The organism is Streptococcus sp. Marseille-Q3604, from assembly GCF_916619785.1.
GTDB lineage: Bacteria > Bacillota > Bacilli > Lactobacillales > Streptococcaceae > Streptococcus.
Window position 1 is genome coordinate 917,809 of sequence record NZ_CAKAKM010000001.1, and the last position, 21,870, is coordinate 939,678.

Below are 21,870 nucleotides of genomic sequence, written 5' to 3' on the forward strand. Positions count from 1 at the left end.
TTTTAGTCTTAATCAAGCTCTGTTTGGATTAACACGACGAGTTCTTCCTCATTAGGAATGCTACTTACCGCAGTCGGCTCAGGTAAAGCCTTATCTCCATACCCCTTAATAATATGTGATAAGAACACAGACGCTTTTGTCATGGCAAGAGGTAAAGAATCTGCCCTAATGCTACGACCAAAATCAGGAAAACTAATTTGATAACCTTCCTCAATCGTGTGAAAAATCGCTGGATATTCGTATAACATGTCTCTTCCCCCATTTCAATACTATACTCCTCTATGATAAGATGCGTTTGAAGAGAAGTCAACCAAAAATCGTTATAATAAAGGTATTGAAACCATTCGAAACAATACAGCAAAGTTAAAATAAGGCTTAGTCCGTATTCAACTTGAGAAAGTGGCACCGATTCGGTGCTTTTTTGAAACCCAAAAAGTCCCTTGGAATTATCCAAAGGACTCTTTTTATCTGTTCTATTTCTTAACCTCATCCAAAATCTCAATCACCTTATACAAATCTGGTTCTGTGATTTGGTAAGGCGCTTGTTCACGGACAATTGGTTTAGCACAAAAGGCGATGCCGATGCCAGCTGTCTTAATCATAGGCAAATCATTAGCACCGTCACCCATAGCAATGGTTTGCGAGAGTTCGAGATCATTTTCTGCTGCCCAATCTTTGAGTTTGGCTACCTTGACATCTTTGGTGACAATGTCACCATAGACCTTACCAGTTAAGACACCGTCAACCACCTCTAGGTGATTAGCCTTAACATAATCGATTCCTGCTTCAACTGCTAGTCTATCCACAGTCTCATGGAAACCTCCAGAAACCAAGCCTACCTTAAAGCCACGGGTGTGGAGTTCATCTACAAGTTCCTTGGCTCCCTTGTTGAAATGAATACGGGCGTAGACCTTGTCAAATATACTCTCTGGTAATCCCTTGAGGGTCGCCACACGCTCATTCAAGGCCTGTCTAAAATCCAATTCTCCACGCATGGCACGCTCTGTGATTTCAGCAACCTTTTGACCAACGCCTGCTTCTTCTCCCAATAAATCAATAACTTCTTCTTGGACTAGCGTAGAATCTACGTCCATAACTAATAAACCTTTAACTTCTGACATAATTACCTCGATTCTTCGATGTCTATATAAGCCTTCACTAGATTTAATTCAAATATGAAATGAAAAACGGACCTTACAAAAAATTCTGGACCGTAGTCCAGAATCTTTCTCTTACATACGAATCTGTTCGCGTGTCTTCTCGTAAGATGATACAAAACGATCTGTCACACCTGGTTCAACTGTTTCCAAGGCATAAGAAATTTCTTCCAAAGATGCATCATAATCATGATCAACCTCAAACAATTTAAGTGCATGCTCAAAGCTACTTTGAACAGCAGGTTCGAACGAACGGTATCGGTTCGAGTATTGCAAGAGTTGCTCAGTCAAGGTTGCATTTTGAACAACCAAGTAAGCAGTCTCTTCCAAATGATCAATGGCGTTTTTAGATGTTTCTGTCAAACGCATTACCGCATCAATATTAATACGGCCACGGCTGAGTTCGTCCATAAGGGCCTCAATTTGAGCACTAGTTGAGAAGAATACACTCAAGAAGGATTGAGGAATACCTGGCAGGTTACGTTTTTCCATGTAACGCTTGATAACATGCAATTTATTAACATAAACATCAAGCTCTTCACGTGCTTTAGCTTCGTTTTTCTCAATAGCCTGAAGATTTTCAAAGACCTCAACCTGACCGTTTTCAACAGCTGACAAGGTATTAAGACTCTTTTCAAAGATTTTCTCAAGTTCTGAGAATGGTTTTACCTGAGTTTCAAAATTTTCAAGGGTTGGAAGAACAGCCGTCTCCACACCTGAGATATCAGATGCAAAGCTACGAACATCTGCCGCATAAGTTTCATCGAAGATGTAAGTCAACATGAGACGCTCAAGCTCTTCTTGAAGTTTCTTGTTGTTTTCTTTAGCATGCTTGAGATAACCTGGCAATATTTTCTTTTGACGCATAACAACCTTATATGAGGCAATTTCACGTTCAAAAATGCTATACAAGTTGTCAATTTTTTCTTGAATCTCAGCGTTTTCTTCTTCCGCACGGTCTAAATCAAGAGAAACCAACTCACTTGAGTTTGAACGGATAGCTTCACGAATTTCTTGGAAGCGACGTTCGATATTTTTCTCAGGGAAGTGATAATTTTGCTCAATCAACTTGCGATAGCCAGATTCCAAATCATCCAACTGATCTGGGAAATCATCTTCCAACTTAGCTACAATAGCAGGAATTTTCTCTGAAATTTGACCCAATGCAATAGTGTGCTCTTCTGCACGATCCAAGATAGTAGATGCTTCAACAGGGTCACCTGATGAGTTAAGAGTCACGAATTCTGCAAACTCAGCTTCAATGTTTTTAAGCTGCTTATTGATTTCGGTCATGGTAGAACCGAAATTATCAGAGTTTTCCTCGATTGAGTTTTGCAACTCTTCGTACAAGTCTAATGCATGCTTAACGCGAGCACTGTTCTTTTCTTCTTGTTCTTTCAAGGTTGAGAGCGCTTCGCGGATAGACTTGATGTCTTCTTCCACAAGATCTAACTGACTCTCAATGTTATTGATTTCACCACTAGCCTTGAAGAAATGGAAGGTATCGTTCATATTTTCAGCTTCGAAAATATGATTTTCAATATCTGCGAATGAATTTGTCGAGATATCAATCCATTTCTGATGCCATTCACGGAATGTTGTTTGACTTTGTCCAATCAAGTGAAGCTTTTTAACTTCTTCAATTTCTTCGTTAATTGGCAAGTCAAACAATTTTTGCTTGCGTTCTTCAAGCTGTGCAATCCGCGAATCATTTCGTTTTCTAATAAGAATACCGACTAAGTAAGCGATAATTACGAGCATAACTACCACTACAATCAGTAAAACAATTCCGCTAGACATAGTTTCTCCTTAATCGTCTATTATGTTCATAAATGTAGAATAACATTACGATTATATCATAGTTATCCTAGCATTGCACCCTTTTCTAAAAGAATATTAGATATCTAGAGTACTGTAAACGGCATTTTCTTCGATAAATTCGCGGCGAGGTTCAACCTTGTCTCCCATCAGCATATCGAAAATCTTATCGGCCTCTGCAGCATCATCCACAGAAACACGTGCCATCAAACGATTTTCAGGGTCCATGGTAGTTTCCCAAAGTTGGTGGTCATCCATTTCACCCAAACCTTTATAACGTTGTACTGTAGGTTTTGAACGTCCCACACTATACTTTTCAAAAGCAGCACGCAATTTGTCTTCTTGATCGGCACCAGGTTGGATGTATTCTTTAATCTCAGAACCAACCTTAACCCCATAAATTGGTGGTTGAGCAATGTAGACATAGCCTGCTTCCAAGACTGGACGCATAAAGCGGTAAATCAAAGTCAGAAGCAAAGTACGGATGTGGGCCCCATCGACATCGGCATCGGTCATGATTACCAACTTGTGGTAACGAGCCTTGCTGACATCAAATTCAGCTCCAAAACCTGTTCCCATAGCTGTGAAGAGAGAACGAATTTCTTCATTGGCTAGAATCTTATCCATGCTAGCCTTTTCAACGTTCAAAATCTTACCTCGAATTGGCAGAATAGCTTGGAATTCACGATTACGACCTGATTTAGCAGATCCACCGGCTGAGTCCCCTTCGACAATGAAAAGTTCATTCATTTCAGCATTATTCGATGAACAGTCTGCCAACTTCCCTGGAAGGTTAGAAATTTCAAGACCTGACTTCTTACGTGTCACCTCACGGGCACGCTTAGCGGCGATACGGGCCTTAGAAGCCAAAATCCCTTTTTCAACAATCTTCTTAGCGATAGCAGGATTTTCCAAGAGGAAGCGACTCAAAGCTTCACTGAAAAGACGATTGGTAATCTTAACCACTTCAGAGTTTCCAAGCTTGGTCTTGGTTTGACCTTCAAACTGTGGGTTTGGATGTTTAACAGAGATGATAGCAGTCAAACCTTCACGAACATCATCCCCTGTCAAATTATCATCTTTTTCTTTGAGAATCTTATTCTGACGTGCATAGTCATTAATGACACGCGTTAAGGCTGTTCGGAAACCTTGTTCGTGAGTACCACCCTCATGGGTGTGAATGTTGTTGGCAAAACTCATTACCGTTTCATGATAGCCAGTCGTGTATTGCATAGCAACTTCAACCGAAATACCATCCATCTCACCATCAGTGTAGATAGGTTCATCAAAGATAACATCCTTGTTTTCATTGATGTATTTCACATAGGATGTGATACCACCTTCGTAGTGATAATGTTTCTCTTGTTTGAGACCTTCACGCTTATCTGTGATAGAGATACGGAGCCCCTTGTTCAAAAAGGCTAATTCTTGGATACGTTTAGCCAATTTTCCAAAATCAAACTCGGTTGTCTCTTGGAAAATCTCTGGGTCTGGCGTAAAGTGAACAGTCGTACCATGTTTCTCTGTTTCACCAATTACTGCCAAATCTGCTACCACTACCCCACGTTTATACTCTTGGAAGTGGATATGGCCATTTTTATAAACCTTAACATCAAGTTGTGTTGAGAGGGCATTAACGACCGAAGAACCAACCCCATGCAAACCACCAGAGACCTTATAACCGCCTCCGCCGAATTTACCACCAGCGTGAAGTACTGTAAAGACAGTTTCTACCGCAGGACGGCCAGTTTTTTCTTGGATATCGACTGGAATACCACGACCATCATCGACAACCGTAATAGAATTGTCCGGCTCGATAAAGACTTGAATATGAGTGGCGAAACCAGCCAAGGCCTCATCGATTGAGTTATCGACAATCTCCCATACCAAATGATGCAACCCCTCTTTTGAGGTTGAGCCAATATACATACCTGGGCGCATACGTACCGCTTCAAGTCCCTCTAGGACTTGAATCTGGCTGGCATCATATTCTTGCGCTTTTTCTTCAAGATTTTTTAATTCATCAGTCATTTATGTCACAATCTCCAATAATGATTTATGGCCGTCAACAAGCAAGGTATCCAGACCCGCTACTTTTCCTGCCTCTATATCTATCTGGCGGTCACCAATGACCAAGCCGTGTTTAATATCGTATTTTTTAATTAAATAAAGGAAACTATCTGGACTCGGCTTTCTAGCAAAACCATTTTCAGAAGTTACAACCTCTGTAAAATAAGAGGCAATTTCTGCTTTATCAAGGATGTCTAGCACCAAGTGATTACGGTGGCTAACCAAAAAATTACGCCCACCTTCGGTCACAATCTTAGCTAGGACAGCCCTAGCACCTTCAAAAAGAACAGGTTCCTGTAAATGCTTGGCTTCCTCCTGCTTATATAGGGTTCGAAAATCAGCTATATCAGGCGCAAACATAGCAATGGCAGTGCTCGTTGATACCTTAAGGGCATCATAGACTGCTTGAGGTTCTGCTGTACGCTCAAATTGTTCTAAAGTTGCTAGAAAGGCTTGGGTTGATACCTGGTAATTATCCAACAAGGTACCACCCAAATCCCAGATATAATCTCCATAATTCATAACCTTAATTATAACATAAAAGGTCAGATTTTGCTTGCTTTTCACAGCTAAAAAGGCTTGGAAAACCTATCCAAACCTTAATTTTTTATTTCAGAATCAAACTCGCCACAATAGGACTAATAAAGACATATAGAATCCCTGTCACAGCAATTGAGAGACCACCCATGGCACCGGCAACCTGACCATATCTGAAGGCAGTTCCTGTACCTACAGCGTGTCCGGTTCCTCCTAGTGAAAGTCCGATAGCGACTGGGTCTTTAATCCCAATCATTTTTAGAAAGACAGGACCTAAGACAGAGGTTAAGATACCCGTAATAACAACTACAACCAAGGTTACCGTCGTAATCCCCTGCATTTTTTCCGAAATTCCCACAGCCATGGCAGTCGTTACAGACTTAGGAAAGAGCGAAATAGCCAAAAAATAATCCATTCCAAAAAGCTTAGCAATCAAGGCCGTGTATGTCGTATTTAGAACACAAGCAACCGTTGATCCAATTAGAATACTCTTATAGTGATGGCGCATGAGGTGTAGATTTTTATAAAAAGGAACTGCTAGCGCGACTGTTGAAGGAATAATCAAACTGTTAAGATAAGAGCCACCGACATAGTAATCCTTGTAGGAAATTCCTGTATAGTGCAAAATGACGATAATCAGGGCAGTCGATACAAGAAGAGGCGTCGTCAAAGGATTAGGAAAACGGCGATAAATCAATAGCCCTATTGTGTAAGCTAGTACAGAAAGTGTTAGCCCAAACAAGGGTGTGTTAAAAAAATTAGCCACGTTTAACCTCCTCGTAATCACCTTCAAAATGTTTTTTGATGAAACCGACGACTACTGCAATCACTACAATATTAAGAACCAAAGCTCCCATAATAATCAAAATAATAGGGACAATATTCGCTGAAATAGCATTCCAACGTTCCATAATACCGACACCTGCTGGCAAAAATAGAATAGTCATATTGGCAATTAAAAATTCTGCCACAGCATGTATATGACGTAGACGAATCCACTTAAGCTGAAGAGCAATCAGAAGCAAGAATAAGCCAATAATGCTTCCAGGAATAGGTAATTTGAAGAATGTTGAAATAGCTTCACCAATAACGGCAAACAAACAAATCAACATGAATTGAACGTAGTATTTCACGACTTGCCTCCTAGGTTTAATCACCTATTAGTCTACTCCTTTTTTTTTGAATTTCAAGAGTTTTCAGTAAATTCTTTTGAAAAATTGAGAGGTATAAATCAGCCTCTTTGAACATAAAAAAATCCAACCCTAAGGCTGGACTTTATCACAGATGCCACCACCGAGAATTGAACTCGGAACGGAGCATTACCATTGCTCTATTATACCATTTAACTATAGCGGCAACTGTTTTAATCTTACCATACTTTTATTTACTGTGGCAAGATTTTTTGCTTATTTTTTATAAATTTAAGTCTTGGTAAGGGGTACGGTAACCAACCTGTAAAACCTTACCATCTTTAATCAAGATAGGACGTTTAATCAACATACCATCTGAAGCCAAGAGTTCAACAGCTTCATCAAGAGATAGGGTTGGCAACTTATCCTTTAGACCTAGAGAGCGGTAGGATTGACCACTCGTATTAAAAAATTTCTTAAGTTCTAAATCTGACCCTGCCAAAAGCTCTTTTAAAAATTGAGCCGAAGGTGGATTTTCCTTAATATTAATAGATTCAACATCTAAACCTAATTGATTGAGTTCTGCCTTTGCCTTACGACAAGTGCTACATTTGGGATATTCATAAAAAGTGTACATGTTTTTCTCCTTTTTTCTAGCATAAGACATCTGTCTAAGGATTGTCAAACCTAATGCCTTCTAAATGAAGTAAGAAACGCTTGGCTTCTTCTCCTGCAGCATATTTTCCTATATGACCACTACTAGGAAGAACCCGATGACAAGGGACGATAATCAACCAGGGATTCTTACCAACAGCAGTTCCTACAGCCTGAGCTGATTGACATGAAATCACTTTACCAATCTGACTATAAGTTATGCTCTGCCCCACAGGAATGTCCCGTAAAGCTGACCAAACCTTTAGCTGAAAGGCTGTCCCTCTATCAGCTAGAGGGAGGTTATATGAACTTGGATGATCACCTTTAAAATAAGCCTCTAGCCAATTCTTGGTCATTTCCAAGATAGGATTTGAGGTGTCTACTAGCTCCTGTTCCTTAATTCCTGCTTGAAAATGTTTTTGCCCCTCCAACCAAACACCATAAAGCGCTTGGTCACTCGCCACCAAGCACAAGCGTCCAATAGGGGATAAATAATACTGACGATAAAGCATGTCTTTATTATAACAAAAAAGACAGGAATCTCTTGTTCCTGTCAATTAACTCTTATTATTTACCTTTAATCAAACGCACACGAACGATATTGTCACTAGCTTCAAACTTAGCAACCAATTCATCAATCTTAGACTTGTCTGTTTCATCAAGATCAAGAAGTGTATAGGCATAGTCGCCCTTAGAACGGTTGATGATATTATCGATATTGATATTAAAATCAGAAACCGCAGTAGAGATACGAGCCACAATATTAGGCACGTTTTTATTAATCAAGGTGATACGGTATGGGGCACTCAAGGCCTGTTGCACACGTGGGAAGTTAACAGAGTTAACAATTTCACCTGTTTCCATGAAACGACGAATGGTTTGACCAGCCATAATCGCACAGTTAAGTTCTGCTTCACCTGTTGATCCACCAACGTGTGGGAAGACAGTCACCTTAGGTTTGTTAAGGAGGTCTTCTGTACCAAAGTCGGTGATATAGCGTTTAACCACACCTGTTTCCAAAGCATCAAAGAGGGCATCGTTATCTACCAACTCTGCACGGGCAAAGTTAATGATAGTTGTCCCTTTTTGCATGAGGTTAAAGGCATCCGCATTGAAAGTACCTTTTGTATCTGGTGTCAATGGAACGTGAACAGTGATATAGTCACAGTTTTCAAAAATCTCTTTAAGATCAGAAACACGTTTTACATGGTGAGAGATATTCCAAGCAGCTTCAATAGAAACATATGGGTCGTAACCATAGACCTTCATTCCCAAACGGTAAGCATCATTGGCAATACGTGCACCAATAGCACCGAGCCCGATAACACCCAATGTCTTACCAGCAATCTCGCTACCTGCAAACTGTTTCTTACCTGCTTCAATTTGTTTAGGAACATCATCACCACTAAGTGTGTTAACCCAAGCATTGGCCGCAATATAGTCACGTGCTGAGAGTAAGATAGAGGCCAAAACAGCTTCTTTAACAGCGTTAGCATTGGCACCTGGAGTATTGAAGACAACAATCCCTTTTTCAGTTGCTTCGTCAACTGGGATATTGTTAGTACCTGCACCAGCACGCGCAATAGCTTTCAAGTTGTCAGGGAAGACAGTATTATGGAGATTTTGACTACGAATGATATAGGCATCCGGATTTTCCGCTAAATCTCCATCAATTTGGAAATGATTTCCAAGTTCCTTCAAACCAATCTGGTTAATATTGTTATACGTTTTTACACTAAATACCATAATTTTATTCCTCTTAAATCAATGTATCCCGTGGTGAGCTGCTTCATCAAGTTCTTGATAAAAGGCTTTCTCCCGCTTAGTTTTGATTTTCTGATAAGCAAGACGTTCACCATCAATAGGAACCTTGCCACAATAGACATAGCCAAGCTTCTCCAAAATATGTTGCATGACAGTATTCTTTTCATGCGTATCGCAACGGAAATCATGAGCATCAGTTCCCTCAATAAGACCTTGAATGAAGGTTTGAGCAATGCCCTGACCCGTAAATTCACTTAAAACGGCGATTCTATGAAAGGTAATGTAGCGTTTATTGTGGTGTTTCCAGTCCCCATCATAGATTTTGTCGTAAGCAGGGTCTCCATCAACAATCACCGCAGCATAAGAAACGATTTGACCATCAACAATTCCTACATAGGCCTGCCCATTAAGGACATCGTCAAAGATAGTTTCTTCAGTAGGGTAACCATCAGCTCCTTGCCATTGGGTACTCCCCGCTTCTGCTAAAGCAGTTCTAGCACTCTCAATCACAGTCATGATAGCCCCAATTTCATTTGGGAAGGCTTGTCTAATTTCCATCTCTTTACCTAATTATTTATTTTCGGCTTCAAATCTCTTCATAAAGTCAATCAAGTCAAGTACACCCTGACGTGGGAAAGCGTTATAAACACTAGCACGCATACCACCTACTGAACGGTGTCCTTTGATATTCTTGAAACCAAGAGCATCTGCTTCTGCTACAAACTTAGCATCCAACTCTTTACTTGGTGTTACAAATGGGATGTTGCAGACAGAACGATCCTTGGCATCTTTGACAGGATTTGTGTAGAAATCAGATGACTCAATGTAGTCGTAAAGAAGACCTGATTTCTCACGTTGAATTTCAGCCATCTTGTCCACGCCACCGATTTCATTTTTAACCCAGTCAAAGACGAGTTTTGAAATATAGATGTTGAAACATGGTGGTGTATTGTAAAGTGATCCTGCTTCAGCTTGAATACGGTAATCCAACATGGCAGACAATTGTGGTTGGTCGTTAAGGAAGTCTTCACGAACGATAACCACTGTAACACCAGCAGGTCCAATATTTTTCTGAGCACCAGCATAGATAAGGGCAAAGTCCTCAACATTGTAACGAGCAGCCAAAATATTTGAAGACATATCAGCTACAATTGGCACACCATTAGTATCAGGCAAATCGTAGATAGATGTTCCTTCAATGGTATTGTTCGTTGTCAAGTGAACATAAGCAGCTTCTGGATCAATTGTTGCTGGGTCAAAACTTGGGATATGATCGTAAACAGTTTCTTCTGAAGAAGCCAAAAGGATTGGTTCAAAAGGAATGGTTTTTGAAAGTTTAACAGCTTCTGTATAAGCTTTTTTACCCCATGAACCACCTACAAGGTAGTAAGCTTTCTTACCTTGAGCGAGGTTAAGTGGGACCATTGTAAATTGTGTTGAAGCGCCACCTTGCAAGAAAATAACCTTATAGTTATCTGGAATGGCCATAAGCTCACGAAGTGTCGCTTCCGCATCTTTAACGATTTTGTCAAATTCTGGAGAACGGTGGGACATTTCTAGCACGGACATACCGGAATCTTGATAGTTAAGCAATTCAGCTTGGGCTTTTTCAAGCACTGGTTTTGGTAATGTAGCAGGTCCTGCTGAGAAATTATAAATTGTCATAAAGACACCTCCAAAATTTTAATGGTCCTATTATAGCGAATTTTCTGAATATTGTAAAGTGTTATCAGTAAAAAACGAACGGGATTAACCGCTCGCCTCAAAAAAGTTAGGTATTTTATGTATATTTTTATCAGTAATTGATTTTAGTATCCGTTTATTTCTCCTTAAGAAAATAGGCTGCACCAATTAGATTAGCTCCATTATGATGATGACAAGCAACAATCTCGGGACGTTTAATAATTTTACCGATAAAGTCAATCTCATGGTGAACCTTATCAAACTGGCGGTTGACCTCCTCGATAAGAATTGGCTGGGCTGAAATGCCACCTCCAATAACAAAGGTTTCCATATCAAAGATGGTTTGAAGATTCAAAATGGTAATGGCTAGATTACGGCAATAGCTTTCAAAAAGCGGATAGACTGTCTCATCTCCTGCATTTATGGCCTTAAACGCCGCTAAACCATCCTTTAAGAGTTACCTAGCACTTCATTTACCTTGGTGATTAAACCGACAGCCGACAAAGTCATGCCTCGCATCAATGAAGGATCAACTTTTTCCATTTGAACTGGTAAAAGAAAGGTTAACTCCCCCGCTTGAAAGTGGCTTCCTTGAAAAAGTTTACCATTAATAATAAATCCACCACCTAGACCTGAACCCAAAACAAGGGCTGCACCATTGGTCACTCCTTGTAAATGACCTGTAGCTAGCTCTGCCAAGGCTGCTGCTTTACCATCATTAAGGGCCATTACAGGCAGATGGTACTTGGCTTCGAGGACCTCTTTAATACGAAAGCCGTGAAAGAACCTCAATAAGCCACCATGATAAATGACACCTTCCTCAGTATCAACCGTCCCTGGAACACTAATCGCTATACCTGATAGGTCTACTTCAACTGAAGTAACTATCTGATCAATCACGTCAATAGCTTGTTCCAAGGTTTGTGGAGATGACTGCGTCGGCAGACTCTTTTCAATGGCAAAATCCTCCGAAACAAGTGCGGACTTCACCAGTGTTCCCCCAAAATCAATCGCTAAAATCGTCATAAGCATCCTCCACAGATTGTTTTTCGTCATTATAACACAAAAGAACAAAAACTAGAAAAAACGGTTCCAAAATGCTATCATAAACTTACAGAATTAGATAAAAGGAGTATCTCACATGACTAAATTTCTACACACTTGTGTCCGTGTCAAGGACCTAGAAGCCTCACTTAAATTTTATAAAGAAGCTCTTGGTTTCAAGGAAGCTCGTCGCAATGATTTTCCAGAATATAAGTTCACCCTTGTCTACTTGCAACTCGAAGATGATCCTGATTACGAGTTGGAATTAACCTACAACTACGACCATGAAGCTTATGATCTTGGGGATGGATATGGTCATATCGCCGTTGGTGTTGATGACCTAGAAGCTACACACCAAGCTCACAAAGAAGCTGGCTATACTGTCACAGACCTCTCAGGTCTTCCTGGTAAACCAAAAATGTACTACTTTATCACTGATCCAGATGGCTATAAGATTGAAGTTATTCGTTTGACGCAATTCCTAGAAAAATAAAACAAAAAAAGTCAGATCGTATAGATCTGGCTTCTTTTTGTGCTTAATTTTTATTATCTGTCTTTAAGGCTGACAAGATTTGGGTACGAATATCATCCACACCGTTTGGATTATTTGGTAGGAATAAGGTTTGATTGCCTTTAGCCGCAAAAGTATTAAGGGTATCTAGATATTGGTTAGTCAAGAGAATAGACATAATCTGCTCTTCAGACATACCCACATTGGCCTCTTTAAGTTCTGCGATAGATTCAGCCAATCCATCAACGATTGCCTTACGTTGTTGGGCAATACCAACCCCGTGAAGACGATCTTTTTCAGCTTCGGCTTCGGCTGCTGTGACAATCTTGATTTTATCAGCTTCTGCCAATTCTTGAGCTGCGACACGCTTACGTTGAGCAGCATTGATTTCGTTCATAGACTGTTTAACTTCAGCATCTGGTTCAACTTTGGTAATCAAGGTCTTAACAATGATATACCCATAAGTTGTCATTTCTTCAGCCACTTGGTGTTGAACCTCAAGGGCAATTTCATCTTTCTTCTCAAAGAGTTCATCAAGCGTCAATTTAGGAACTGATGAACGGAGAGCATCCTCAATGTATGATTTAATTTGAGCTTCTGGACGCATGAGTTTATAGTAAGCATCTGTAACATTTTGCTCATTAACACGATATTGAGTAGCCACATTCATCATGACAAAGACATTGTCCTTTGTCTTAGTCTCAACCACAATCTCACTTTGAAGCAAACGTAGTTGAATACGAGCGGCAATTTTATCGATACCAAATGGTAAACGCATATGAATCCCACTCGTTGCAATTTTTTGATAACGCCCAAAACGTTCAACGATAGCCACTGACTGTTGACGTACAACGTAAAGCATACTGATGAGAATTCCCAAAATAATCAGGAAGGAAAACAGTAAAAAGAGAAGTGCTGCTTGCATGTTAAGTCCTCCAAAATAAACATTAAAAATTTCTTTGCTTTATTATAGCACAGTGATACAATTTTTCAAGAAAAATAGCATAGCTCGTTCGAAATAGTGTAAAAGAGATACTTTCTTTATCGCTTATATGTCAGCACTCCTGAAAACTTGGAAACTCCTGTTAATCGAGAGAGAGTTGTACGCAACAGGAGAGACTTTTCGATATAAGAAAAAGGCTGAAACGATTGCGTTTCAGCCTCTTAGTATTTTCGAAAATAAAATCGTTTGAAGAATTATTCTAGATGGCATCTAAAACTCAAATCTCAAAAGACTTATTTACGATACATCTTAACTTGAAGGTAAATATCGTTATAGATTCCGAGCCATTTTTGACCTAAGTTGTTATAGACTTCAAGGTTTTTAATGGTTGATTCTGAGGGATAAAAGGCTTTATCATCAGTGATACTCTTTGGAAGCAAGGCTTTAGCTGCTTGGTTAGGTGTGGCGTAACCGATATATTCAGCATTTTGGGCTGCATTTTCTGGTTTAAGCATGAAGTTGATAAAGGCGTAAGCCTCTTTTTCATGCTTTACAGTCTTAGGAATCACCAGATTATCAAACCAAAGATTTGAGCCTTCAGATGGGACAACATAACGTAGGTCCTCATTTTTATCAAGCATCTCACTAGCTTCCCCTGAGAAGGTTACTCCAATGGCCGCATCACCTTGAACCATGTAGCCCTTCATCTCGTCACCAACAATAGCCTTGATATTTGGTGTTAGACTATTAAGTTTAGTTTCAGCCAAACGTAATTCAGTCATGTTCTTCGTATTCAAGCTATATCCCAGGCTATTGAGTGAGAAACCAAGGACTTCACGCGCGCCATCCACAAGCATAATCTGATTTTTGTAATCTGGTGACCAAAGATCATCCCAGTGCTGTGGTGCTTTTTTCACCAATTTTGTATTATAAACAATGCCGACAGTTCCCCAGAAATAAGGGATGGAATAGTCATTGTGAGGGTCAAAACTAAGTCCTTTAAAGCTTGAGCCAATCTGGTCAAAACCTTTGATTTTAGATTTATCCAACTTCACCAAAAGGTCTTCCTTAACCATTTTATCAATAGTATAGTCTGACGGCACAGCGATATCGTAGGTTGTTCCGCCCTGCTTAATCTTGGTATACATGGCTTCATTGGAATCAAAGGTTTCGTACTGGACCTTGATACCCGTTTCTTTTGTAAACTTGGTCAAGAGGTCTGGGTCAATATAATCACCCCAGTTATAGATAACTAATTTGTCCGACACATTTCCTGTACGACTCTGCATGTAGGCAGAGATGCCCAAAAGGAAGAAGATAATGGCTAAGATACCTGCCAGAAATTGATAGAGTCTACGCATCCTGCTCCTCCTTCTCCTTGGTAATCGCATAATAACCTATAACTAAAAGAATAGAGAATAGGAAAACAACAGTTGACAAGGCATTGATTTCCAGAGAAATCCCCTTACGTGCACGTGAGTAAATTTCCACAGCAAGTGTTGAAAAACCATTCCCCGTTACAAAGAAGGTTACGGCAAAGTCATCCAATGAATAGGTAAAGGCCATGAAATAACCAGCAATAATACCAGGTGTCAAGTATGGCAACATAACCTCACGTAACATCTGCCATTGAGTTGCACCTAGGTCATAAGCGGCATTCACCATATCTCGATTCATTTCCTTGAGACGTGGCAACACCATGAGAACCACAATTGGGATTGAAAAAGCAATGTGACTCAATAAGACAGATACAAAGCCTAATTGGAAACCAATCAAGGTGAAGAGAATCAAGAAACTTGCACCAATCATAACGTCCGGTGCAACCATGAGTACGTTATTTAGGGATAAAATCCCAGTCTGTTGCTTCTGTTTACTCTCATAGATAAAGATAGACCCAAAGGTACCAATAATCGTTGCCAGAAGAGCACTAAGGAAAGCTAAAAAGAAGGTTTGAGCCAGAATTAACATAAGACGGCTATCTGAAAACATGCTTTGGTAGTTATCCAGAGTAAAACCTGTGAAACTATTCATATCGCCACCACTATTGAAAGAATAGGCAATTAAATAAAAGATTGGCAGGTAAAGGATAACAAAGACAAGAGCTAAATAGAGATTTGCAAATTTTTTCATTGACGTCTCTCCTTTGTTAACCACATTGTCGCAATCATAGCAACAATAAGAACAACACCAATGGTTGCCCCCATTCCCCAGTTTTGTGTCGTGAGGAAGTGCTGTTCGATAGCTGTCCCTAGGGTGATAACTCGGTTACCACCAATCAAGCGTGTCAGCATAAAGAGGCTGAGACTAGGAATGAAGACCGACTGGACACCAGAGCGTACCCCATTAAGCGATAAGGGAAAAATAACCTTGGTAAAGGTCTGCCAATCATTGGCTCCCAAATCTTTACTCGCATTCACAATATTTTCATCCAAATCATCCAGTGCATTGAAAATCGGTAGAATCATAAAGGGAATTTCAATGTAGCTAGCCACGAAAATGAAGGAGAAATCCGTAAAGAGAATTTGCATGGGTGCAATTCCAAAGAAACCAAGAAAGGCATTGATACCACCTTGTTGGCCAAAAATCCCCATAAAAGCATAGGCTTTCAGAAGGAGATTGACCCAAGTGGGCAAAATGACCAACATCAACCAAAGTTGCTTATGCTTCAGTCTGGTTAAGAGATATGCCGTCGGATAAGAAATGAGAAGAGTTACCAGAGTAATGATGGCTGCATAAAGAACCGAGTTAAAACTCATCCTTAAGTAAGTCCAACTGGAAAAGAAGGTGCCATAATTATCCAAAGTAAAGTTGCCACTGATATCAAAGAAAGACTGATAGAGTAGCATGAGCACTGGAGCAACCACGAAGAGTAGGAGCCAAAGGAGGTAAGGTACCGAGAAGAGGCTAGCTGTTTTCTTCATAGCGCTCCTCCTCAATGGCATTAATCAAGCCATCTTCATGTTCTTCCACTTCCACATATTCTTCAATACGTGCATCGAACTCTTCTTCTGTCTCATTAAGACGCATGATATGAATATCCTCAGGCGTAAAATCAAGACCGATAATCTCACCCTCAATCGCCTTACGGGTTGAGTGAATCATCCATTCATTACCAAGATTGTCATAGGCAATGATTTCATAGTGGACCCCACGGAAGAGCTGAGTTTCCACGCGGACTTGCAATTTGCCTTCCTCAGGAAGTGTAATCTGCAAATCTTCAGGACGAATAACCACTTCGACAGGTTCGTTAGGACGCATTCCTCCATCGACAGATTCAAAACGTTTCCCATTGAACTCAACCAAATAGTCCTCAATCATAACACCTGGTAGGATGTTAGATTCTCCAATAAAGGTTGCAACGAAGTGATTGATAGGTTCGTCATAGATATCAACCGGAGTTCCTGATTGAACAATTTCACCATCGTTCATAACAAAAATCCAATCCGACATGGCCAAGGCTTCTTCTTGGTCGTGGGTAACAAAGACAAAAGTAATCCCTAGACGTTGCTGCAATTCGCGCAACTCGTATTGCATTTCAGTACGTAGTTTCAAATCCAGTGCTGACAAGGGTTCATCCAAAAGGACAACACGTGGCTGGTTAATAATTGCTCGGGCAATGGCCACACGTTGACGTTGACCACCTGATAATTTTTGAATTGAGCGTTTTTGATAACCATTGAGTTGAACCATCTTTAAGGCTTCTTCTACACGCTCTTCGATTTCCTTTTTAGGCACCTTTTTCAATTTAAGGGCAAAAGCCACATTGTCAAAGACATTCATATGTGGAAAGAGGGCATAAGATTGGAAAACGGTGTGGACATCCCTTTTATTGATAGGAATATCATTGATACGCTTTCCATCCAAAAGGACGTCACCACTGGTCGCATCTAAGAGACCTGCAATGATGTTCAAAATTGTTGATTTACCAGAACCAGAAGCCCCAAGAAGGGTATAGAACTTACCTTCTTCTAGTTCAAAGTTGATGTCTTTTAAAACTTGTGTGCCACTGTCTTCAAACACTTTTGAGACATTTCGAAAGGCAATAATCGGTTTAGTCAATTGTCATAAATCCTCCATGGATAGCAAATATAGGGATAGGGTTTTATTAGTTTAATTCGTCGCCAATGATACGTACTTCAGGCTCTAGTGTAACACCTGAATTTTCCTTAACCTTAACGATAACATCTGAAATAAGGTCTTCATAGTCTTTTGCTGTTCCTTGATCGACATTAACCATGAAACCAGCGTGCTTAGTTGACACCTCAACACCCCCGATACGATGTCCCTTGAGGTTGGCTTCCATAATCAGCTGACCTGCAAAGTGACCTGGTGGGCGTTTAAAGACCGAACCACACGAAGGGTATTCAAGAGGTTGTTTAAGCTCTCGCAAATGATTAAGACGATTCATCTCATTCTTGATTTGCTCGTAGTCTCCTGGTTTGAGGTTAAATTTAGCTGAAATAACCACTTCACCTGTTTCTTGGAGCACCGAACGACGATAACCAAAACGCATATCTCTTGCATCAATCGTACGAATATCTCCGTCTCTTGTAAGAACCTGAGCAGAAACCAAGATATGGGCAATCTCACCACCATAGGCACCCGCATTCATAAAGACGGCACCACCAACACTACCTGGAATCCCCGCTGCAAATTCAAAACCAGTCAAACTTTGGAATCGAGCCACCTTAGTTGTCGCAATCAAATTAGCTCCCGCTTCAGCTTCAATTTGATAACCATTAACTGCAATACCATTAAGTCTGTCAAACATAATCACAAAACCTCTGATACCACCGTCACGGACAATCAAATTACTGGCATTACCGAGCACCATCCAAGGAATGTCATGCTTATTAGCAAATTTGACAATACGAGAGAGTTCATAGCGGTTACGTGGAAAGGCCAAATAATCTGCTGGACCACCAACCTTGGTATATGTATAACGTTTTAAGGGTTCGTCGAAACGAATATCAATCCCCACTAAATCTTCTTTAAGTTCATCTAACATGTTATTTTCCATACTTTTTCTATACATTTATTTCTTTGTAGGTATCGTGATAGACTTCCCCATATTACTATCACTACCTAAAAATGAGTTAGTATTTTTCCTAAAAATAAAAAGAAAAATACAGCAAAAAGCCAAGATTAATTATAGCAAAAAATCCCCATCTTGACGACAAGGAATTTCACGCAAAGCTAGTCCATAACTTCCAATTTACGGACATCACTAGTGTTTAATTGACTCAAATATTTTTTGTAGGCTTGGCCAGTTTTAGGGTCAACCAAATCATCTGCTATTTCTATCAAGGGAACCAAAACAAAAGCTCTCTGACTCATATAAGGATGGGGCACTTTAAGGTGCTCAGTCTCCCAGATTTCCTGCCCATATAGAAGAATATCAATATCTACTGTCCGAGGCCCCCAATGCTCATGACGAACGCGATCAAGGTCTTTTTCAATTTGCTGACATGACCTTAGTAAGGTTTCAGCTGGCAACTGAGTCTCTAAGGCCAAGGCAAGGTTCAAAAAATCAGCCTGATTTGTCAGTCCCCAAGCAGCCGTTTCATAATAGGAAGATACTGCTTTAACCTCTGTCTCAGGTAAGTCATTCAAGGCCTCCACAGCTTTTTGGAGATAGTCCTGACGATCACCCATATTAGATCCCAAACTCAAATAAACTCTTGTCATCGGCTACGCTCCAATTCAATACCAACACTCTTATAATGCCCATTAATTGGTGGATTTTCCTTGGTAATTCGAACTTTAATAGATTGAATTGGCGTAAATTGGGCAAATAGATCCTCACAAATCGCACCCGCCAAACGCTCAATCAAAATGTACTTTTTATCTTCCACTTGTTTTTGCACGGCTTCGAAAACCAAACCATAGTGAACCGTATCATCTAGATTGTCACTCTGTGAAGCCTTAGTTAGATCAACAGTCAATTCCAAATCAACCACAAAAATTTGCCCTAGGGTCTGCTCCTCAGCAAAAGCCCCGTGATAACCATAAAAACGGCAACCATTTAAAATAATTTTATCCATAGTTTCTCCTTAAGACGACTATACTCCTCTTTATTCTAGCACAAAACAGTTGAAAAGTTGGTCTCTAATTAGTATGATATTTTAGACAGATCTGAAGTTATTGTGTTTACGCGTATGCAATCGGTTGCATAATTCTTCTGATTTGGTAAAATATAGGCACAGGAGTTAAAAAGACTCCTGATTACAAGCAAGACTATCTCAACTAATAAGGAAAAAACTATGACAAACCAAACCGCAATGCAGTACTTTGAATGGTATCTTCCAAGTGACGGTCAACACTGGAACAATTTGTCTGAAGATGCCCAACATTTAGCAGACCTAGGAATCAGCCACGTTTGGATGCCACCTGCTTTTAAGGCCACCAACAAAGATGATGTTGGTTACGGAGTCTATGATCTCTTTGACCTTGGAGAATTCGACCAAAAAGGAACAGTCCGCACTAAATACGGCCTCAAAGAAGAGTACCTCAATGCTATCAACCAACTCAAAGAAGTTGGTATTGTACCTATGGCCGACGTTGTGCTTAACCACAAGGCAGCAGCCGATAAACTCGAGACCTTCGAAGTGGTCGAAGTTGACCCAGAGGACCGTACCCAAGAAATCAGCGAACCATTTGAAATCGAAGGCTGGACACACTTCACCTTTGACGGACGCAATAAAGCCTACAACGATTTTGAATGGCACTGGTACCACTTTAACGGAACTGACTTCGATGCCAAACGTAATAAAAGTGGCATCTATCTTATCCAAGGTGACAACAAAGGTTGGGCAGACAACGACTTGGTTGACAACGAAAATGGTAACTTTGACTACCTTATGTATGCAAACCTAGACTATAAACACCCTGAGGTTATCGAAAATATTTACGAATGGGCAGATTGGTTCGTTGAAACAACAGGTGTTCAAGGATTCCGCATGGATGCAATCAAGCACATCGATTCATTCTTCATGCGTAACTTTATCCGTGATGTCAAAGAAAAACAAGGGCAGGATTTCTATGTCTTTGGTGAATTTTGGAATGGTAACGAAGAGGATAACAATACCTATCTTGAAAAGATTGAAAAACGTTTTGACCTCGTTGATGTCCCCCTTCACAACAATCTACACAAGGCTAGCTTAGATGGTGCCGATTATGATTTGACGACAATTTTCGATCATTCCTTGGTCAAAAATCATCCTGAACATGCCGTGACCTTCGTAGACAACCACGACACTCAACGCGGACAAGCTCTAGAATCTACTGTTGAAGAATGGTTTAAACCAGCTGCTTATGCTCTCATTCTTCTCCGTGAAGACGGTCTTCCTTGCCTATTTTATGGTGACTACTATGGCATTGAAGGTGAATTTGCCCAAGAAAATTTCCAAGAGATTCTAGATACCTTGCTCTACGCTCGTAAAGACCTAGCTTACGGAGAGCAAACAGACTACTTTGATGATCCAAACTGTATTGGATGGACACGCTCTGGCAACGAAGATGGCGCTCCATTAGCTGTAACAATCTCTAATGATGCTGCTAACAGCAAGTCTATGGAAATTGGTAGTGATTGGGCCGGCCAAACCTTCTATGACATTCTTGGAAACTGCTCTGATACTGTAACCATTGACGAAGACGGATGGGGAGACTTCCCGGTTTCTGAAAAATCTGTCAGCGTTTGGACAATTCAAGACTAAGAAAAAAAGCTCAATTTGTACTGAGCTTTTTTTAGTATCATAAAATTCCTGAAATAGTCTTAACGATATCACGATTGGCATCAACATTATGCACACGAACAATCTGACAGCCCTTGCTAACAGCATAGCCAGATAGAGCAGCCGTTCCCTGATCGCGGTCCTTAGCTTGGGTATTTCCACCTAGTAGGTAGTTCACAACACGCTTACGAGAAATCCCAAAAAGAACAGGATAGCCCAAGGCAACGACCTTGTCCAAGCCTTTTAGCAAGTCAATATTGTGTTGGACATTTTTCGCAAAGCCAAAGCCTGGATCAATCCAGATATTGTCCTTGGCCACACCTGCTTCCAAGGCGGCCTGGGCTCGTTGACTGAGGAATGTACAGACATCTTCTGTGACATCATTGTATACTTCTTCTTTTTGATTATGCATGAGAATAATCGGCACATTCTTTTCAGCTGCTAAAGCTAGCATCTGACCATCATAGAGTCCAGCCCAGACGTCATTTAGAATATCTGCCCCTGCTTCAAGAGCAGCTCTGGCAGTAGCTGTCTTATAGGTATCAATACTGATGAGCACATCATATTTTGCCTTGATAGCCTGAATAACTGGCACGATACGAGCAATCTCTTCTTCCTCGGTCACAAATTCTGCTCCTGGTCCTGTAGATTCGCCACCTACATCGATAATGGCAGCTCCCTGGGCAATCATACGCTCAACCTGAGCCAACGCATCCTCTACAGTGTCAAAATCGCCACCATCTGAGAAAGAATCAGGGGTGACATTCAAGATTCCCATAATACAGGCCTTACCTGCAATCTCATGTTTGCCAATAAACATCTTAAC

The 21,870-nt window shown here is 40.5% G+C and carries 23 protein-coding genes, 1 tRNA gene and 1 pseudogene; 2 read left to right on the forward strand and 23 right to left on the reverse strand.

The genetic code is table 11. The features are described 5' to 3' along the window. Positions 1-8: 8 nt before the first annotated feature. From LG375_RS03810 to LG375_RS03875, 14 genes and pseudogenes are all read right to left on the reverse strand, one after another. Positions 9-248 (reverse strand): hypothetical protein, encoded by a 240-nt coding sequence (locus LG375_RS03810; RefSeq protein WP_002884756.1) that lies wholly within the window; start codon positions 246-248, stop codon positions 9-11. 225 nt (positions 249-473) lie between these two features. Then, positions 474-1,121: a phosphoserine phosphatase SerB gene (gene serB, locus LG375_RS03815; protein WP_225745336.1), complete on the reverse strand. Its 648-nt coding sequence runs from the start codon at positions 1,119-1,121 to the stop codon at positions 474-476. Positions 1,122-1,232: 111 nt separating this feature from the next. Beyond that, on the reverse strand, positions 1,233-2,957 hold the full coding sequence (ezrA, locus tag LG375_RS03820; protein WP_064524174.1) for a septation ring formation regulator EzrA: 1,725 nt from the start codon (positions 2,955-2,957) through the stop codon (positions 1,233-1,235). A gap of 96 nt (positions 2,958-3,053) precedes the next feature. Then, positions 3,054-5,006 carry a DNA topoisomerase (ATP-hydrolyzing) subunit B gene (gyrB, locus tag LG375_RS03825; RefSeq protein WP_002891505.1) on the reverse strand — a complete coding sequence of 651 codons (1,953 nt, stop codon included), beginning with the start codon at positions 5,004-5,006 and terminating at the stop codon, positions 3,054-3,056. Continuing rightward, complete coding sequence (locus LG375_RS03830) at positions 5,007-5,567, reverse strand: HAD-IA family hydrolase (RefSeq protein ID WP_048673773.1); 561 nt, start codon at positions 5,565-5,567, stop codon at positions 5,007-5,009. It lies immediately after the preceding gene. A gap of 85 nt (positions 5,568-5,652) precedes the next feature. After that, entirely contained in the window at positions 5,653-6,348 is a 696-nt protein-coding gene (locus LG375_RS03835; protein WP_060972243.1) for an LrgB family protein, read from the reverse strand. Next, entirely contained in the window at positions 6,341-6,715 is a 375-nt protein-coding gene (locus tag LG375_RS03840) for a CidA/LrgA family protein (protein WP_002884266.1), read from the reverse strand. Before LG375_RS03840 ends, LG375_RS03835 begins: the two co-directional genes overlap by 8 nt. A gap of 152 nt (positions 6,716-6,867) precedes the next feature. Beyond that, a tRNA-Thr gene (locus LG375_RS03845) sits at positions 6,868-6,938 on the reverse strand. 57 nt (positions 6,939-6,995) lie between these two features. Next, a complete protein-coding gene (locus LG375_RS03850; RefSeq protein ID WP_183140036.1) occupies positions 6,996-7,349 on the reverse strand; it encodes an arsenate reductase family protein in 354 nt (117 codons plus the stop codon). Between the two features lie 34 nt (positions 7,350-7,383). Further along, the gene (locus tag LG375_RS03855) at positions 7,384-7,878 is read right to left on the reverse strand and encodes a methylated-DNA--[protein]-cysteine S-methyltransferase (protein WP_225745337.1); all 495 of its coding nucleotides are present in this window, start codon (positions 7,876-7,878) and stop codon (positions 7,384-7,386) included. A 55-nt stretch (positions 7,879-7,933) separates the two neighbouring features. After that, on the reverse strand, positions 7,934-9,112 hold the full coding sequence (locus LG375_RS03860) for a 3-phosphoglycerate dehydrogenase family protein (RefSeq protein WP_110981110.1): 1,179 nt from the start codon (positions 9,110-9,112) through the stop codon (positions 7,934-7,936). Between the two features lie 18 nt (positions 9,113-9,130). Beyond that, a complete protein-coding gene (locus LG375_RS03865) occupies positions 9,131-9,688 on the reverse strand; it encodes a GNAT family N-acetyltransferase (protein ID WP_002884484.1) in 558 nt (185 codons plus the stop codon). Between the two features lie 12 nt (positions 9,689-9,700). Beyond that, positions 9,701-10,795 carry a 3-phosphoserine/phosphohydroxythreonine transaminase gene (serC, locus tag LG375_RS03870; RefSeq protein ID WP_225745338.1) on the reverse strand — a complete coding sequence of 365 codons (1,095 nt, stop codon included), beginning with the start codon at positions 10,793-10,795 and terminating at the stop codon, positions 9,701-9,703. A 154-nt stretch (positions 10,796-10,949) separates the two neighbouring features. Beyond that, positions 10,950-11,839: pseudogene (locus LG375_RS03875) on the reverse strand (ROK family protein). A gap of 115 nt (positions 11,840-11,954) precedes the next feature. Between LG375_RS03875 and LG375_RS03880 the strand changes: the two are divergent. Beyond that, positions 11,955-12,350, forward strand: a complete 396-nt coding sequence (locus tag LG375_RS03880; RefSeq protein ID WP_002884456.1) for a VOC family protein — start codon at positions 11,955-11,957, stop codon at positions 12,348-12,350. A 43-nt stretch (positions 12,351-12,393) separates the two neighbouring features. Here LG375_RS03880 and LG375_RS03885 read toward each other — a convergent pair whose 3' ends face one another. The 8 genes from LG375_RS03885 to folB all read right to left on the reverse strand — a co-directional run bounded on the left by LG375_RS03885 (position 12,394) and on the right by folB (position 19,355). After that, on the reverse strand, positions 12,394-13,293 hold the full coding sequence (locus LG375_RS03885) for an SPFH domain-containing protein (RefSeq protein WP_004183097.1): 900 nt from the start codon (positions 13,291-13,293) through the stop codon (positions 12,394-12,396). Between the two features lie 311 nt (positions 13,294-13,604). After that, entirely contained in the window at positions 13,605-14,672 is a 1,068-nt protein-coding gene (locus tag LG375_RS03890; protein WP_225745339.1) for an ABC transporter substrate-binding protein, read from the reverse strand. Beyond that, a complete protein-coding gene (locus LG375_RS03895; RefSeq protein WP_002884421.1) occupies positions 14,665-15,441 on the reverse strand; it encodes an ABC transporter permease in 777 nt (258 codons plus the stop codon). The genes LG375_RS03890 and LG375_RS03895 overlap by 8 nt, the downstream gene beginning before the upstream one ends. Next, the gene (locus LG375_RS03900; RefSeq protein WP_002884253.1) at positions 15,438-16,232 is read right to left on the reverse strand and encodes an ABC transporter permease; all 795 of its coding nucleotides are present in this window, start codon (positions 16,230-16,232) and stop codon (positions 15,438-15,440) included. Before LG375_RS03900 ends, LG375_RS03895 begins: the two co-directional genes overlap by 4 nt. Further along, positions 16,216-17,370, reverse strand: coding sequence for an ABC transporter ATP-binding protein (locus LG375_RS03905; RefSeq protein ID WP_064524180.1), 1,155 nt, complete (start codon positions 17,368-17,370; stop codon positions 16,216-16,218). The genes LG375_RS03900 and LG375_RS03905 overlap by 17 nt, the downstream gene beginning before the upstream one ends. 46 nt (positions 17,371-17,416) lie before the next feature. After that, positions 17,417-18,319 (reverse strand): UDP-N-acetylmuramate dehydrogenase, encoded by a 903-nt coding sequence (gene murB / locus LG375_RS03910; protein ID WP_318779995.1) that lies wholly within the window; start codon positions 18,317-18,319, stop codon positions 17,417-17,419. A 188-nt stretch (positions 18,320-18,507) separates the two neighbouring features. Continuing rightward, complete coding sequence (gene folK, locus LG375_RS03915) at positions 18,508-18,999, reverse strand: 2-amino-4-hydroxy-6-hydroxymethyldihydropteridine diphosphokinase (protein WP_037601612.1); 492 nt, start codon at positions 18,997-18,999, stop codon at positions 18,508-18,510. Beyond that, positions 18,996-19,355 carry a dihydroneopterin aldolase gene (gene folB / locus LG375_RS03920; RefSeq protein ID WP_107372270.1) on the reverse strand — a complete coding sequence of 120 codons (360 nt, stop codon included), beginning with the start codon at positions 19,353-19,355 and terminating at the stop codon, positions 18,996-18,998. The genes folK and folB overlap by 4 nt, the downstream gene beginning before the upstream one ends. 219 nt (positions 19,356-19,574) lie before the next feature. On the opposite strand from folB, the gene LG375_RS03925 reads away from it, so the two are divergent. Beyond that, positions 19,575-21,026 carry an alpha-amylase gene (locus LG375_RS03925; RefSeq protein ID WP_225745341.1) on the forward strand — a complete coding sequence of 484 codons (1,452 nt, stop codon included), beginning with the start codon at positions 19,575-19,577 and terminating at the stop codon, positions 21,024-21,026. A 37-nt stretch (positions 21,027-21,063) separates the two neighbouring features. Here LG375_RS03925 and folP read toward each other — a convergent pair whose 3' ends face one another. After that, the gene (gene folP / locus LG375_RS03930; RefSeq protein ID WP_070437742.1) at positions 21,064-21,864 is read right to left on the reverse strand and encodes a dihydropteroate synthase; all 801 of its coding nucleotides are present in this window, start codon (positions 21,862-21,864) and stop codon (positions 21,064-21,066) included. Between the last annotated feature and the right edge of the window lie 6 nt (positions 21,865-21,870).

Bases quoted from the DNA above. Each gene is read 5' to 3' on its own strand.
- LG375_RS03810 (WP_002884756.1), bottom strand. From the start codon at position 248: ATGTTATACGAATATCCAGCGATTTTTCACACGATTGAGGAAGGTTAT.
- LG375_RS03850 (WP_183140036.1), bottom strand. From the start codon at position 7,349: ATGTACACTTTTTATGAATATCCCAAATGTAGCACTTGTCGTAAGGCA.
- murB (WP_318779995.1), bottom strand. From the start codon at position 18,319: ATGTTAGATGAACTTAAAGAAGATTTAGTGGGGATTGATATTCGTTTC.
- ezrA (WP_064524174.1), bottom strand. From the start codon at position 2,957: ATGTCTAGCGGAATTGTTTTACTGATTGTAGTGGTAGTTATGCTCGTA.
- LG375_RS03855 (WP_225745337.1), bottom strand. From the start codon at position 7,878: ATGCTTTATCGTCAGTATTATTTATCCCCTATTGGACGCTTGTGCTTG.
- serB (WP_225745336.1), bottom strand. From the start codon at position 1,121: ATGTCAGAAGTTAAAGGTTTATTAGTTATGGACGTAGATTCTACGCTA.
- gyrB (WP_002891505.1), bottom strand. From the start codon at position 5,006: ATGACTGATGAATTAAAAAATCTTGAAGAAAAAGCGCAAGAATATGAT.
- LG375_RS03865 (WP_002884484.1), bottom strand. From the start codon at position 9,688: ATGGAAATTAGACAAGCCTTCCCAAATGAAATTGGGGCTATCATGACT.
- folP (WP_070437742.1), bottom strand. From the start codon at position 21,864: ATGTTTATTGGCAAACATGAGATTGCAGGTAAGGCCTGTATTATGGGA.
- folB (WP_107372270.1), bottom strand. From the start codon at position 19,355: ATGGATAAAATTATTTTAAATGGTTGCCGTTTTTATGGTTATCACGGG.
- LG375_RS03880 (WP_002884456.1), top strand. From the start codon at position 11,955: ATGACTAAATTTCTACACACTTGTGTCCGTGTCAAGGACCTAGAAGCC.
- LG375_RS03895 (WP_002884421.1), bottom strand. From the start codon at position 15,441: ATGAAAAAATTTGCAAATCTCTATTTAGCTCTTGTCTTTGTTATCCTT.
- LG375_RS03925 (WP_225745341.1), top strand. From the start codon at position 19,575: ATGACAAACCAAACCGCAATGCAGTACTTTGAATGGTATCTTCCAAGT.
- folK (WP_037601612.1), bottom strand. From the start codon at position 18,999: ATGACAAGAGTTTATTTGAGTTTGGGATCTAATATGGGTGATCGTCAG.
- LG375_RS03900 (WP_002884253.1), bottom strand. From the start codon at position 16,232: ATGAAGAAAACAGCTAGCCTCTTCTCGGTACCTTACCTCCTTTGGCTC.
- LG375_RS03890 (WP_225745339.1), bottom strand. From the start codon at position 14,672: ATGCGTAGACTCTATCAATTTCTGGCAGGTATCTTAGCCATTATCTTC.
- LG375_RS03885 (WP_004183097.1), bottom strand. From the start codon at position 13,293: ATGCAAGCAGCACTTCTCTTTTTACTGTTTTCCTTCCTGATTATTTTG.
- serC (WP_225745338.1), bottom strand. From the start codon at position 10,795: ATGACAATTTATAATTTCTCAGCAGGACCTGCTACATTACCAAAACCA.
- LG375_RS03860 (WP_110981110.1), bottom strand. From the start codon at position 9,112: ATGGTATTTAGTGTAAAAACGTATAACAATATTAACCAGATTGGTTTG.
- LG375_RS03830 (WP_048673773.1), bottom strand. From the start codon at position 5,567: ATGAATTATGGAGATTATATCTGGGATTTGGGTGGTACCTTGTTGGAT.